A 15,118-nucleotide genomic window follows, 5' to 3' on the forward strand; every position below is an offset into this window, starting at 1 on the left:
CTATAAGCATTTATCATCGATTTGATTTAACCATCCTTCAATTTCCCCAATAACTGACTGTATACAGCCTTCTTCAAAAGGAGAAATTAAGTTAGCCTCCCTGACAAGCTCTGTAAAAGGTAGGCTTCCTCCTAGCTTACAAAGCTTTACATAATCCTCCCATGCCTCAGCCTGATTATTGCGGGAACGAACCCAGAACTGAAACGCACAAATCTGTGCAAGGGTGTAATCGATATAATAAAAAGGATCATTATATATATGCCCTTGTTTTTGCCAATATCCCCCGTTTTCTAAGTAGCTAAACCCATCATAATCCTTATGGGGCTGATATTTCATTTCAATTTTTCTCCATGCAGTTTTTCTTTCCTCTGGAGATGCATTCGGATTTTCATATACCCAATGTTGAAATTCATCAACAGACACACCATAAGGTAAAAATAGTAATGCCGAGCTTAGGTGGGAAAACTTATATTTGTCTGTTTCCTCTTTAAAGAATAGCTCCATCCATGGCCAAGTGAAAAATTCCATACTCATAGAATGAATTTCACATGCTTCATAGGTAGGCCAGTAGTATTCTGGAATTTCAAAATATCGACTCGAATAAACTTGAAATGCATGACCAGCCTCATGTGTTAGAACGTCAATATCACCAGATGTACCGTTAAAATTAGAGAAGATAAATGGTGATTGATAATCCTCAATGTAGGTGCAGTATCCACCACCTGCTTTTCCTTTCTTTGCAACAAGGTCCATCAAATGATTTTGCCTCATAAAGGTAAAAAACTCACCCGTTTCCTTTGAAAGCTCATTATACATTTTTTGTCCATTTTCGATGATCCATTCAGACGAACCCTTTGGTGCAGCATTTCCCGTTTTGAAATTAAAATCTTCATCGTAATATTTTAGCTTTTCAACACCAATTCTTTCACTTTGACGTTCTCTTAGCTGAGTGGCAATTGGAACGATAAATTCCTTCACCTGATCACGAAATTTTTTCACCATTTCGGCATTATAATCAGTCCGATACATACGATAATAAGCCAACGGAACAAAATTATCATAGCCTAGCTTATGGGCAATCTCTGTTCTAACTTTTACTAGTTCATCATAAATACGATCTAATTCCTGTTCATGCTCTGCTAAAAAACCAAATCGAGCCTCGCTTGCCTTTTTCCTCATTTCCCGATTTTTATTTTGTATAAAAGGCTCAAGCTGAGCTAATGTTCTCTCTTCACCTTCAAACATAATCTTCGCAGAAGCGATTAACTTTGTGTATTCAGTTGATAACTTATTTTCCTTCTGCAAAAGAGGAACAATCTCAGGTGCAAAGACCTTTAACTGTGCTTCTGCTAAAGCAAATAATTGTCTCCCAAATTGATTTTCTAGTACACCTCGAAATTTCGAAGTAACAAGGGCTTGATAAAACTTAGTCACTAAACCTTCAATTTCTGGCTGAATCTCATCAATATAGTTCTGTTCTTCCCTGTAAAACTCATCATTCGTATTAATAGAATGTCTTATGTTCACAAGATTTATCATTGTACTAAGATTATTTCGAATTTTATTTATTTCATTCATTGCAGCTATCTGCTCATCGACTGTGGAAGCATTGATAAAAGAATTCAAGATACTATTAAATCTTTTCTCAACCTCTTCCATATTCGGCTTCATATACTCATAATCCTCAAATTTCATAAAAAAACCTCCTTGGCAAATGGTGGTCATACAATAAAAATATATGTTTTAGTAATAAACCAAAAGACGCTATTGCTTACCCTGAGAAAGGCCCAGCTTTTTAAGGAGGTTAATCATGGATTCCTTCTCATCAGCTGTTAAATTAGACATGCATTCATGAATTTTCATTTCATGTCCTGGAAAGACATCTTCAATAAATTTCTTCCCTTCCTCACTAATTTGAGCGTAGGTGACACGACGGTCATTTGGACATGCTACTCTATTTAATAAACCCTTCTGTTCAAGCTTATCCACAACATAGGTAATACTGCCACTCGCGAGTAAAATCTTCTCACCAATCTGTTGAAGTGGCTGATCCCCTTTATGATACAACAGTTCAAGAACAGCAAATTCTGTTGGATTTAAGCCATAGGTTTGAATAAGCTTATTTACATTTTCATTCAATGCACGGTAGGCTCGTGACAGAACAATAAATAATTTTAATGATTGGCTGACTTCATTAGAACTCATATATATCCATTCCTTTATTTTTGTTGTCATTCATTAATATCTATCCTTCATTATAAAGTATTGAAAATCTATGTCCAGATTGAATGCAGTTACTGGTTTTATTATTCTATTCAACAAGAATGTTGTTTTACATTATTGTTTATCATTCACTTAAATGATGGTCATGATAGTGGTATAATGATTCAATATCTGAAAGTAATGGAGTTACAATAATGACTAGAAAAATCCATAGGACCATTATTTACTTTATTGGTGTAATTTTACCTACAATCATATGTAGTCTTATCTATATTGATTATCAAGAGGATAAGGATTATGAAATAAGAAAGGCACATGCCCAATGGATTGCTTCCATCCATGAAACTCATTGGGATCAACTAGTAAGTGAAACGGTAACCACATTAAAAATGCTATCCATCGCTTTTGATACAACCATTCACAACCCAGAGCAAATGAAACCACTGTTAATAAAAGCACAGCAATCTGACCCACGTTATAGTGGACTATTAATTCTCGATTCTAAAGGAAGAATGATAACTGGATCGAACTCAAGCATAAATGAACCAGATCAGTCAAATAAGAAATATATCCAAGAAGTAATAAAAACGAAGGACATTATCATCTCAAATAATGAGGAAATTCTAAATAATGGTCAAAAAGTCATTGGAGTTGCACAGCCTCTGATCGATAAAAAGAACCAATTAGAATTTATCTTAATTGCACAAATAAGAGTTGACTATGTCATTAATGTGATGAAAGTTCTAACACCCGAATCCGAGCTGATAGTCACAAATCAAAACGATAAGGTAATAATGAACTTTAACGTGGATAATGGTGAATATTTCAATGATAGTCACTGGTTAACAATACCCATCGACCGACTTCCTTGGAACATTAAAATAAGGATTATGGATAAAAATGATCAAAAATTCATTATAGATTCAATCTCATCTATATTAGTCATTACAATACTTTTCCATATTTTCTTTTTGATTATAAAATACTATTTGTTCCGAAGACAGACCGCTAAGGAGAAAAAACAAAATGAAGTCCAGAAATTAGAGCTTGTTGGATCATTAGCTGCAAGCACTGCCCATGAAATACGAAATCCATTAACAGGGATCAAGGGATTGGTGCAATTATTAAGCGAAAAATATAAAGAACCAAGTGATCAATTCTACTTTTCAGTTATTCAAAAGGAAATTGAACGAATTAATCAGATAGTTAGTGAATTTCTAATTTTAGGGAAACCAACGATTCAAAAATTGGAGATTATAGATATCAGAGAGATAGTGGAAGAGGTTAAGCCACTCATCACCTCTGAAGCAAATTTATTTCATGTTTCTTTAACCTTTCATACACCAGATACACCAGTAATCATTAAATGCTCAAAGGATCAAATGAAACAAGTAATATTAAATTTATCAAAAAATGCTCTTGAAGCAATGCAATCTGGAGGTCGACTAACCATTCAGGTTGAGATAGTAAAAAAATCATGTAAAATATCGATTTCAGACACTGGGGTAGGCATACCTAAAGATAACCTTGATAAAATTTTCCTTCCATTTTATACATCAAAAGAATCCGGTACAGGGTTAGGTCTTGTAGTATGCAAAAGAATTATACATGAATTTGGTGGAGAAATTTCCCTCTCAAGTAAAATGAACGAAGGAACAATAGTGGAAATTTCCCTTCCACTTATTTAAAAAAGTGAATAATGAATAAGGCATATTGCACCAACTTCTTTCTTGTAGGACAACGGAAGTAGTTGCAGTCTGCCTTTTTTCAATATATATTACAAATTAATATCTTTTTGTTTAATTTAAATAATTGAAAAAATAGAGATTGGAAGAGTTATAATATTTCTTATCTTTTTATTCAATTGGAATTTAGGGTTATCAATATCATATTTAGGAGCGTTAACAATGAGTCAAACAGCAAAAATTGAACAACCTTTACTAAAAAGCCAAGAAACAACGGCGTATAGAATCCTACTGATTATGGGCTTTTGTCATCTATTAAATGATTCCCTTCAGTCAGTTGTACCGGCCATGTTCCCAATCCTTGAAAAAACTATGAATTTGTCCTATACCCAGCTAGGGATGATCGCCTTTTCCTTAAATATCGTGGCCTCTATCTTACAGCCTGTTTTTGGTAGCATTACCGATCGCAAGCCCTTCCCTTTTGCGTTGCCTATCGGTCTAACCTTTACTCTTTTTGGAGTATTTGGACTTGCCTTGGCTCCAAAATTTGAATTTGTTGTTTTATCCGTCATATTTATTGGATTAGGTTCAGCAGTTTTTCATCCTGAAGGATCAAGAGTTGCCTTTTTAGGTGCTGGTAACCGTCGTGGACTAGCACAATCCATCTACCAGGTTGGTGGAAATACCGGTCAAGCCTTGGCGCCACTTATCACTGCATTAATTTTGGTCCCTTTTGGTCAAAAAGGTGCATTTTTCTTTACCATTGTCGCAGCTATTGCTGTATGTCTGCTAATCTATATAGCCAAATGGTATAAAGAGAGGATTAAGCTACAACCAATAAAAAGCAAAGTAAGAAATGGACTTAATAAAGAAAAAGGCCTTTCTAAATCTATATACTATGCCCTTATATTAATCTTGTTCCTTATCTTTGCACGCTCCTGGTATATATCAGGGATTACAAATTACTATGCCTTTTATGCAATTGATAAGTACGCTTTATCAATCAAAGAATCACAAATACTCTTATTTGCCTTTTTAGTCGCTGGGGCGGTTGGAACCTTTTTTGGAGGACCTTTAGCCGACCGTTTTGGCAAAAAAAATATCATTTTTATTTCACTTATAGGGGCAGCTCCCTTTTCCATTCTCATCCCGTTTATGCCTCTAAGTATTGTAATTATTATGTTATTAATCACTGGGTTTATTTTAATGCTTAGTTTTTCCGTAACTGTAGTGTATGCACAAGAACTAGTACCTGGAAAAATTGGCACAATGGCTGGTCTAACGGTTGGTCTTGCGTTTGGTATGGGTGCAATTGGTTCAGTTGGACTTGGGGGCTTAGCTGATACTATCGGCCTATCAAAGACAATTATCATGACCGGCTTTTTACCATTACTCGGAATGACAACTATGTTTTTACCCTCTGATCAAAGGCTGAAGGAATGGAATAACTGAAGGACAAAGTAGCTCTTGTTGATTTTGAAAATAATCATATTTTTATGAACCTTTTTTTGCATATAGTATAAAATGATTGTGTGTTTATCTCCCCTTAAATGAATAAATGTATATAGATGGGATTAGTTCATTAAAAGGAGTTCGAATTATGAGTCAAGTAATTATTGGCAGTACCCTTTCTGCCCTTTCAACAGGGTTAGGTGCGCTCATCATTTTATTTATGCATCGGTCAATCGCTCATCGATGGCGTGACTTGTTGCTTGCATTTTCTGCAGGAATTATGATGGCAGCATCTACTATGGGATTAATACCTGAGGCCTTAAAATACGGGGATTTTCTCCAGCTTACAATTGGCATATTTCTTGGTGTATTTACTTTAACTCTTTTAGAAAAAAATATTCCACATATGGACCTGCATCATTCACAAATGGGGATTGAATTTGATAAAAAGGCGATGCTGATTATTGCGGCGATTACTCTACATAATATTCCTGAAGGTTTATCAGTTGGAGTAAGCTATGCCTCTCAATCCCATCATGAAACAGGGAATTTAATTGCATTGGCTATCGGTTTTCAAAATGCACCAGAAGGATTTTTAGTAGCGCTATTTTTAGTTAATCAAAAAATAACGAAAGTAAAAGCCTTTATTGTTTCAACTCTTACAGGTGTAATTGAAATCGTCACATCATTAATAGGCTTTTATTTAACCTCACTTGTAGATAATTTAGTTTCGTACGGTCTGGCATTTGCTGCTGGAGCCATGTTGTTTATCATTTACAAGGAGCTCATCCCAGAGAGTCACGGAGATGGAAATGAACGTACCTCTACCTACTCCTTTATTGTTGGACTTTTATTTATGGTTTTATTAATTGACTTATTTTAAAAAGAGGCTTTCCCAAAGAGAAAGATGCCGATGGTTTGGCACCTCCTTAAGACAGCCTCTTCATTCTTTTATTAGCTATGTATTGATTATATACAAGCCTTTGGCCAAATTAGTATCATTTGTTTTATCGAAAAATTAACTTCAGTTTCTTGAATTTCTTCTTTATAATTGCTTTGATATTCAAAGATTAGTTTATCCAACTCCATGCTATATCTCAAAGTATCATCACTAGTAAAACCATTTTTTTCAGCAGAAGAGATCATTTTCTCCCTTTTTCTTTGAATTTCATCAAGTATACGATATCTTGTTTGACACACCTTTATTTCCTCCCAATATACCCTTATGCTTTATCCACATGAAGCATTATGACAATAATTTCAAATAATGTAAATAGAATCGCAAAATTAGACAAAATTTTTTAAAAATTTCGCCAATCGACAAATTTTTATAGGTAGAAACACCTAAATTTCCGACATAATAATCATGTATATTTATTTGGAGAATTGTATTTTTTGGTATATTTATAGGTAATATGGTGAATAAAATTTCTCTGGAGTGATCATATCAATGAAAATAGCAAATATTCAACTTGATGTCGCCTTTGGAAATCCTTCTGAAAACTACAGGAGGGTAGAAAACTATATTGAAACCGTTTCTAATCATAGACCAGATATTATCGTTTTACCTGAACTATGGACAACAGGATATGATCTTACGAGATTAGCAGAAATTAGTGACGATTATGCAAAAACAGCACTCTCTTTTTTAAAAGACCAAGCAAAAAAATACAACGTTTCCTTTGTTGGTGGTTCCGTCCCTAAAAAAACATCAAAGGGGATATATAATACACTTCTTATTGTGGATCAAAACGGGAATGAGATTCATCAATATAGTAAGCTACATTTATTTAAACTAATGAGTGAGCATAAATATTTAAGCCCGGGAAACACCAATGGTCTTTTCGAATTAAATAGTGAACTGTTTGCCGGGTTCATTTGCTATGATATACGTTTTCCAGAATGGATAAGGACTCACACAGTTAAAGGAGCCAAGGCTATCTTCGTTGTTGCTGAATGGCCGGCACAAAGACTATCTCATTGGCGTGCAATTCTTGTAGCAAGGGCTATTGAAAATCAATGCTATGTGATTGCCTGCAATCGCGCTGGGTCAGATGATAGCAATCTTTTTGCAGGACATTCAATGATTATTGACCCTTGGGGAGAAATTATTGCAGAAGCTGATGGTAATGAGGGGGTATTAATGGGTGAAATTGAATTAAACAAGGTAACAGAGGTTAGAAAGACCATTCCAATATTTGAAGACCGAAGACCAGAGTTTTATTAGTGAAGCTTATTTTTATATAAAGCTTCACTAATAAAAAATAATACTATATATACCATTCTAGGTAGAATAGAGTCACCTTTTGGGCCATCCTTATTTTATTATGATAATTTAAATTTTGATATCATCGAATTGAGCTGAATAGCGAGCTCTGAAAGGGATTGTGCACTGTTAGAAATTTCCTCCATTGCATAGTTAGTCTGCATAATAGAGGCACTAGTCTGTTCAATTCCAGCAGCGGATTCTTCAGAAACGGAAGCTATATTTTCAATTCTCCTATCCATTGCATCCGATCCTTCCACTATTTCTTTCAAATTATTCGCAATTTCATTAATATTATTGGTCATATGGTCAACAGATTGATATATGTCTTTGAAGGTTTTTCCGGTTATTTCTATTTGGCTTGTCCCTTCTTCAACAGAACGATAACCAAGCTCGAGTGATTGTACGATAATACTAGAGTCATCCTGAATTTCATTTACGATATTTGTGATATCTGAAACAGATTGGGAAACTCCTTCAGCTAGCTTTCTTACTTCATCTGCAACAACAGCAAATCCCCTGCCGTGTTCTCCTGCTCGTGCCGCTTCAATAGCCGCATTTAATGAAAGCAAATTCGTTTGGTCGGCTATTTCTTGAATAACTTGGCCAAGCTTTGATATTTGCTTTGTATTTTCATTAAAATCTTTAACCTTTTGAACTGAATCCTTCATTATTTCATTTATCTTTTGCATTTGAATCTGAGATCCATCAATTAGGATATTCCCCTGTTTGGTTAAAGATAATACTTCATTTGATACATTTTCGATGATGGAACCACTATTAGAAGCATTTTCAACCTTCACTAAATACCCTTCCATCATATGTGCTAATTCTGTAGAAGATGTGGCTTGCTCTTCTGCCCCCGCTGAAAGCTCTTGTATTGTTGAAGCGACTTGCTGACTAGAGGCTTTGACTTCATTCGCTGAAATATTCAATTCTCCGCTTTTTTCGCTAACAAAATGAGATACCGCAGAGATTTCTTGAATCATCCCTTGTAGCCTTTCTTTCATCGCATTCGTTGATTTGCTTAATTCGGTTATTTCATCATTGCCTTCATATTCATCACATTCAATATTTAAATTACCTGAAGCAATTTCATTTGAAACTTGAACGATCTTTGAAAGCTTTCTGGAAATCGATTTTCCGATAATTAGAATCGTGAGAATGCCAAGGAAAGCAGATACAATGATAGAAATGACCAATACAATAATGGTAGTTAGTAAACCGGATTTAGCAGAGCTAATGGCATCCTTCTGTTCTTTTTTAAATGTCGTTCTTAGTTCATTTATTTTTTTATCTGTTTGATTGACAATGTTGTCGACTTGCTCCTTACCAATTCGAACTTTATAGGATTCTCCGTTTTGCAGCGCTACCTTAATATCATTAATAAATACGTCAGTTACCTTTTTATCATTTTCATTAATATCTTCTAAAATTTCTTTAGAGCTGGAGGTTGTTAACTTTGGCTGAATCTCCTTTTTTATTTGGTCAAATTCTTTTGTTACATCATTAAATTTGTCTATGTACATGGGCTTTGAATCTATTATATAAGTTCCGATAATACTCCCTTTATTATGGAAGGTGGAAGCAGCCTCAGTTATGGAAACCGTTTTTTCTCCTGTATTCTTAACAACCTCCATCTTGGCATTAGCAACCGTGAGCAAAATAAATGTAATCAGGGTTGAAATCGTGAATAACCCTATAGTTAAAGCAAGTGCTACCCCATACTTTTGACCAAGCTTTAGCCTTAACCACAATCGATTTGTTGATAGAGAAGAGGAAAAAGTACGTTTTTTTTCTTTACTTACATTTCTTTTCTCTATTGTTTTATTTGGCTTTATTTTAGTAATCCTTTTCAACGTTTCCCCTCCATTTTCATTTTGTAGACAATATTTTCACAAATATTAGTCTATTTAATTAGTTTATCACTTATTATACTAGAAAATTAATTATTTTTGGAGAAGAAATATAGTTTTAAACCATTTAAATATTACAAAAACTAAAAGGAACAAAAAAGAGGCCTCCTCTTTGTGCTAGCACTTAAGGAGGATTCTCTCCAAAATGATTAAGCAAACATTCTCAAATTACAATAATGGATTTTCATGTTTTGCTTTTAGTCGATGCCATCTCTTTTCGATTTCTTGATCAAAGTCAGCCAATATTTCCTTGTTTTCCTCTTTTAATAGGTGTTTGGTTTTACCCATATATTTGAGCCATTCAGTTAATGGGACTCTTTTCTTCTTCGCTTCTGGATCATAGGTTATATTTGTTACGCCTTGTTCAACCTCATATAGTGGGAAGAAACAAGAGTTAACAGCTGCTTCCATAATGGTTCCCCCAAAGCGGTCTTCTGATTTCCAGTTTAATGGGCATGTGATCAGTATTTTACCATAAACCGTACCTACATTTTGCGCGTACCACTGTGCTTTTGCTGCCTTTTTAACCAGGTCCTGAGGGAAGGCTTCTGTACCAGTGAATACATACGGAATATTGGATGCTGCCATAATTTGCGCTGTATCTTTATGGTGGAATGCCTTTCCTTTTTGGGTTTTTCCAACACTTGTTGTACTTGTCATATGGCCAATTGGTGTTGAGTAAGACATTTGAGAACCTGTGTTCATATAGCCTTCATTATCATACTCAAGCATGATTAGTTTATGATTTCGTAGGGCTGTTCCTAGTGCTGACCCCATCCCAATATCCATTCCTCCGTCACCAGTAATCATGACAAATGTAGCATCCTCAGATACTTCAATTTCCCCACGACGCTTCAATTCCAGAAACGCTTCAACAGTTCCAGAAAGGGTAGCCGCTCCATTTTGAAATAGATTATGAATCATCGTCTGTTTGTGAGATGTATACGGATAAGCAGTTGTCGTTACATAAGCACATCCTGTTTGGTAAAGGACGACAACGTCCCCTTCGATACCTTTAAAGAACAACTCCAAACCAGGGAAAATACCGCAGCCCGGGCATGCACCATGGCCAGAAGCAAGTCGTTTTGGTTTGGACGTCAATGCTCTTAATGGCGGAATTTTTACCTTTAATTTGTTGGTTTCCTCATCCATATTCACTTGGATTAACCCTGTTTTAAAGGCATCTCCTGATTGAGGATTGATAACAGGCTTTAATACTTTTTCCGGATCGCCTGGAACATGGCCATAATAATCAAATGACTTCTCAGCGTACCCTTTTTCCATAGCTTCTATCGCCATGTTGAAGAAATTCTCTGCATCATCGGCATAGAAATCCTTACCTCCAAGGCCAAATACTCTACTTAGGACGATGGTTTGGTTTTCTTTATCCTCTTGAATAGCAGATTTAACCTCTTGTGTTAAATTTGGACCATGAGCTCCATAGGAATCCGCACGTTCTCCTACTAACAAGGCTTTCACATTTTTCAATGCCTCGCGAATTTCCTTTGCAGGAAATGGACGTATGATATTTGGGCTTATTACCCCAGCTTTTATACCTTTTTCCCTTAGCTTGTCGACAACATCCTTTGCAGATTCAGCTGCAGAATTTAATAGGAATAATGCGACATCTGCATCATCCATTCGATAAAGATCAAGAACCTTGTAATCCCTGCCGGAAATTTTTGCATATTCCGCAGCAACCTCTTTATATACCTCTCCTGCTGCATACATTGCTTCAGACTGTTGGTAATGGTTGTTGATTAATGCTTCACCATTCATATGTGCACCAATGGTCACTGGTTTTTTCGTACTTCGGGCATAATTATAATCCGTTGGACACTCCCCAACAAATTCCTGAACCACCTTACGATCTTTAAAATAGTTCACCTTACGCTTTTGATGGGAAGTAAAAAATCCGTCATAAGCGACAATGACTGGTAGTCGTACTTTTGAATGCTCAGCAATCTTCAATGCCATAATATTCATATCATAAACAGCCTGGGGTGTTCTTGCCGTTAAGATGACCCAACCTGTATTAAGAGCAAAATACAAATCAGAATGATCCCCACGTATATCTAATGGTCCACTAATCGCTCGAGTAACAAGGTTCATTACCATAGGAAAGCGTGTTCCGGATTGAACAGGAAGTTGTTCAAGCATATACATAAATCCATTTGCACTCGTGGCATTGAATACACGTGCCCCGGTTGCAGCTGCACCGTAACAAATACCTGCAGAACCATGTTCTCCATCGGCTGCAATTAGCTTAATATCATGTTCACCGCGAGCTTTCATTTGATCAAGAAATTGTGCAACCTCAGTTGAAGGGGTAATTGGAAAATACCCCATAATGTGATAGTTTATTTGTGCTGCGGCCATTGCGGCCATTTCGTTGCCTGATTCAAATGTAGTAATTTGTTCAGCTGAAATATTGGTTTGTAGTTCTCTTTCCATAATAGCCATTTATTGTACCCCTCCTGTCACATAGGGAAAGTTTTGTTTTACTCGATTTTTTTCGGCATATCCTAGCATTTCACGGAGATCTCCTAGGGCATCAGTAGGACATGCTTCCACACATTTTAAACATCCTTTGCAGTATTGATAATCTATTCCTTTAAGAAACATCTGTTTTCTTCCCCGTTTATCTTCTCCTTCTTCCCATACAAAGCAGAAGTCTGGACATGCAGTATCGCATTCTGCACAATGAATGCATTTTTCCTTATGCCACTCCGGTAAAAAGCCTTGGCGAGAACCGCTTAAATCTTTTAAAATACTATTTCCTTGAGTTGTAATCACCCCGCCTATTTCTTGTGTCTTATAGCCCTGTAATGGTCTTGGTCTCACAAAATCTTTTCCTACAGCATCTACAGGTGTTTCATAAGTTTTAAATTTTACTTCGTCATAACCTCTATTAAATGTTCTTATATTCGGTTCAACTAAATGTGGATATTTCTTTTCAAATGTCTTTCTAATTACATCCCTCATTGCATCAGGGTCTAGAAAGTCGCAAATACGGAAAAGCGCTCCCAACATAGCGGTATTAACCTTTGTCTTTTCCTCTACTGCGATTGTTAGTGCATCAATAATGGCCAATGTTCCATATTCTAAGTGAAGGTCTTTCTTGATCTCATCAAATTCCCTGGTTGAATTAACAAGAACGATTCCATCAGGTAATAATCCACTTACAACATTCACAGTTTTATATAATGCCTCATGAAATACTCCGATGACATGGGGCTGTTCGATTGGACTATGTGCTCTTATTTCTGTATCAGAATCACAGAAACGAATAAAGCTTTTCACTGGAGAACCTTTTTTCTCTGAACCATAGGAAGAAAAGTTGGACCCATTCAACCCAAGCCCAAGAACTCCGGCTTCCGCTAACATCTTTCCTGCAAGATTTGCACCTAAACCACCAATGGATTCAAGGCGAATCTCAAAAAAGCCTAAATCATTTTTTTTCGGTAAAAAGGACATGTTCCCCCTCCTAAATATGTAAAAATAAGTAAATAGAAATTTAAATCTTATTTAATATTTTAGGTTACCGAAATATGTTTTGCTGTGATAAAAATCAAACATTCTGTGATTTTTTTTGAAACACATAATTAATATCCTCGAAAAACCTAATAAAACACGGATACATCTAATATATAACAGTTTGAATTTTGTAATACAACAGGTGTGTTTCCAATTTTTTAATTCATACTTTTGTAATATTCCTTTCACATTTAAGTGCTATAGTATTAAAAGGTTATAGAGTGGTCTTTTGGGAGGAATTATGTTACAAAGAGAAAGTTATTTTGATAATGCTAAATTTATATTAATTATCTTGGTTGTTTTTGGACATTTACTTCGTTCATTTATTGGAGATAGCGAGGAAATATATACCATTTACAAAGTAATCTATACCTTTCATATGCCTGCCTTTATTTTGGTTTCAGGATACTTTGCGAAGGGTTTTCAAAAAAAGGGGTACTTGAAAAAAATTAGTAAAAAAATAATTTTACCTTATTTAATTTTTCAGCTTATTTATTCTGTTTTTTATTATTTTCTCTATAATCAACCTGAGCTAGAGGTGGACCCACTTACACCACATTGGTCCCTTTGGTATCTATTAAGTTTGTTTTTTTGGAATATCATGCTTTATCCCTTTGCAAAAATGAAAGGATGGATTTCATTTACCATTGCGATCATTCTGGGGTTAGGAATTGGGTACTTAGATACATTTTCTGAATTCCTTAGCCTTTCAAGGACATTTGTCTATTTTCCTTTTTTCCTAATAGGATATTTGATGCAGAAGGAGCATTTTGCTTACCTTAGAAAACCGATGGTAAAAATGATTTCTTTGGCAGCATTTATTACCATTAGTGTGTTTTTCTATTTCCAATCTGATTTCGATTATGAATGGCTTTTAGGAAGAAAATCCTATCATGAAATGGACTCCTTGAATAATCTGGCTATTTTCATGAGATTGGGTTTTTACTGTTTAAGCTTTTTAATGGTTTTTAGCTTTTATGCAATTGTTCCAAGGAAAAAGTATTTTTTCACGAATCTAGGAAAAAATACCTTATACGTGTATTTACTTCATGGGTTTATTGTTCGCTTTTTCAGAGAGAGTGAGATTCAAGATTATATTCATTCACCTTTAGCATATTTAATATTAGCAGGGTGTTCATTAATATTAACTCTCTTATTATCTAGCAAAATATTAACTACCTTTGCGCAACCAATTATTGAATTAAGGTGGACAAAGCTGAAGGAATTCTTTATGAAGACAAAGGATTATGCACATGTATATATGAATAAACTTTCTTAGCAGAAAGGGATGGCTTATTGCCATCCCTTTTCGTTTATCTTACAAATCTTCAACTATAATATACGATACTTTTACAGGGCCATGCACTCCTAGTACGAGCATCATTTCGATATCGGCGGAGTAGCTAGGGCCTGAGATGAGGTTGATACAAGATGGTAGCAATTCCCCTCTTCTAACCTTCTCGCTCAAGAAACGTGTGGCTTGAGTTAGCCTTGGTACAATGGTGCTTTTGGGAACTATGATGACTGAAGTAGTCGGTAAAAAACTAACGGTTCTTCCTCTATGCTTGTCACTTAAAAGGATGATCGTTGCTGATTCAGCGAGAGTCAAATCGCTGATGGCTATGCCCACATTCGCCTTCTCCGCCCTCTCAATATTTTCTCCTTTTACTGAAGGGTCCCAAATATGAACCTCCACGTTTTCATTGGGCCATTCTTCATTAAGTAATGAAGAAAGTCCAAATTTTTGAAATTGATCATCCTTCCAAGCAACGATTGGACCGCCGCCATATTCATCAACCATTTTTTTAATTGTTTGCTTTAAATCATCCTTATTTGCAGTTACAAATTGTGTATGAATGCTTTTGCATTGCTCTTTTAGTATTTCAACAAGCTCATCTTGGGTTACATCCTCTAAAATGTGCTTTTCCGGGTGATACTTCCATTCCGATTTCTCCGGCTTTTTCGCCACTTGAGATTTTCCTAGTTGATTGGCAACTTTTGTTAAAAAGGGATCCCTATTATAAATCTTTCCTTGCATA

Annotated in this window: 12 protein-coding genes; 5 read left to right on the forward strand and 7 right to left on the reverse strand. The window is 35.5% G+C overall.

Going from position 1 to position 15,118, the window contains the following annotated elements; translation table 11 throughout:
• Together BQ6100_RS07705 and BQ6100_RS07710 are read right to left on the reverse strand one after the other, a co-directional pair.
• On the reverse strand, positions 1-1,695 hold the full coding sequence (locus BQ6100_RS07705; RefSeq protein ID WP_075981121.1) for a M3 family oligoendopeptidase: 1,695 nt from the start codon (positions 1,693-1,695) through the stop codon (positions 1-3).
• A 69-nt stretch (positions 1,696-1,764) separates the two neighbouring features.
• Positions 1,765-2,205, reverse strand: coding sequence for a MarR family winged helix-turn-helix transcriptional regulator (locus BQ6100_RS07710; RefSeq protein WP_075983472.1), 441 nt, complete (start codon positions 2,203-2,205; stop codon positions 1,765-1,767).
• A gap of 212 nt (positions 2,206-2,417) precedes the next feature.
• On the opposite strand from BQ6100_RS07710, the gene BQ6100_RS07715 reads away from it, so the two are divergent.
• From BQ6100_RS07715 to BQ6100_RS07725, 3 genes are all read left to right on the forward strand, one after another.
• Complete coding sequence (locus BQ6100_RS07715) at positions 2,418-3,911, forward strand: ATP-binding protein (protein ID WP_075981122.1); 1,494 nt, start codon at positions 2,418-2,420, stop codon at positions 3,909-3,911.
• A gap of 219 nt (positions 3,912-4,130) precedes the next feature.
• Positions 4,131-5,360: an MFS transporter gene (locus BQ6100_RS07720; protein ID WP_075981123.1), complete on the forward strand. Its 1,230-nt coding sequence runs from the start codon at positions 4,131-4,133 to the stop codon at positions 5,358-5,360.
• Positions 5,361-5,508: 148 nt separating this feature from the next.
• On the forward strand, positions 5,509-6,243 hold the full coding sequence (locus BQ6100_RS07725) for a ZIP family metal transporter (protein WP_075981124.1): 735 nt from the start codon (positions 5,509-5,511) through the stop codon (positions 6,241-6,243).
• A gap of 86 nt (positions 6,244-6,329) precedes the next feature.
• Here BQ6100_RS07725 and BQ6100_RS07730 read toward each other — a convergent pair whose 3' ends face one another.
• Positions 6,330-6,560 (reverse strand): aspartyl-phosphate phosphatase Spo0E family protein, encoded by a 231-nt coding sequence (locus tag BQ6100_RS07730; protein WP_235816500.1) that lies wholly within the window; start codon positions 6,558-6,560, stop codon positions 6,330-6,332.
• Between the two features lie 244 nt (positions 6,561-6,804).
• Here BQ6100_RS07730 and BQ6100_RS07735 point away from each other — a divergent pair, with 244 nt between their 5' ends.
• Positions 6,805-7,587 (forward strand): carbon-nitrogen family hydrolase, encoded by a 783-nt coding sequence (locus BQ6100_RS07735; RefSeq protein WP_075983473.1) that lies wholly within the window; start codon positions 6,805-6,807, stop codon positions 7,585-7,587.
• A 98-nt stretch (positions 7,588-7,685) separates the two neighbouring features.
• On the opposite strand, the gene BQ6100_RS07740 is transcribed toward BQ6100_RS07735, so the two are convergent.
• From BQ6100_RS07740 to BQ6100_RS07750, 3 genes are all read right to left on the reverse strand, one after another.
• The gene (locus BQ6100_RS07740; protein WP_075981126.1) at positions 7,686-9,485 is read right to left on the reverse strand and encodes a methyl-accepting chemotaxis protein; all 1,800 of its coding nucleotides are present in this window, start codon (positions 9,483-9,485) and stop codon (positions 7,686-7,688) included.
• A 225-nt stretch (positions 9,486-9,710) separates the two neighbouring features.
• On the reverse strand, positions 9,711-12,005 hold the full coding sequence (locus BQ6100_RS07745) for a thiamine pyrophosphate-dependent enzyme (RefSeq protein WP_075981127.1): 2,295 nt from the start codon (positions 12,003-12,005) through the stop codon (positions 9,711-9,713).
• A complete protein-coding gene (locus tag BQ6100_RS07750; RefSeq protein WP_075981128.1) occupies positions 12,006-13,019 on the reverse strand; it encodes a 2-oxoacid:acceptor oxidoreductase family protein in 1,014 nt (337 codons plus the stop codon).
• A gap of 301 nt (positions 13,020-13,320) precedes the next feature.
• On the opposite strand from BQ6100_RS07750, the gene BQ6100_RS07755 reads away from it, so the two are divergent.
• Positions 13,321-14,358, forward strand: coding sequence for an acyltransferase family protein (locus BQ6100_RS07755; RefSeq protein WP_075981129.1), 1,038 nt, complete (start codon positions 13,321-13,323; stop codon positions 14,356-14,358).
• 39 nt (positions 14,359-14,397) lie between these two features.
• Here BQ6100_RS07755 and BQ6100_RS07760 read toward each other — a convergent pair whose 3' ends face one another.
• A complete protein-coding gene (locus BQ6100_RS07760; protein WP_075981130.1) occupies positions 14,398-15,117 on the reverse strand; it encodes a LutC/YkgG family protein in 720 nt (239 codons plus the stop codon).
• Position 15,118: the final 1 nt, after the last annotated feature.

It is taken from the genome of Bacillus massilinigeriensis (assembly GCF_900117315.1).
Lineage (GTDB): Bacteria > Bacillota > Bacilli > Bacillales > Cytobacillaceae > Bacillus_BE > Bacillus_BE massilionigeriensis.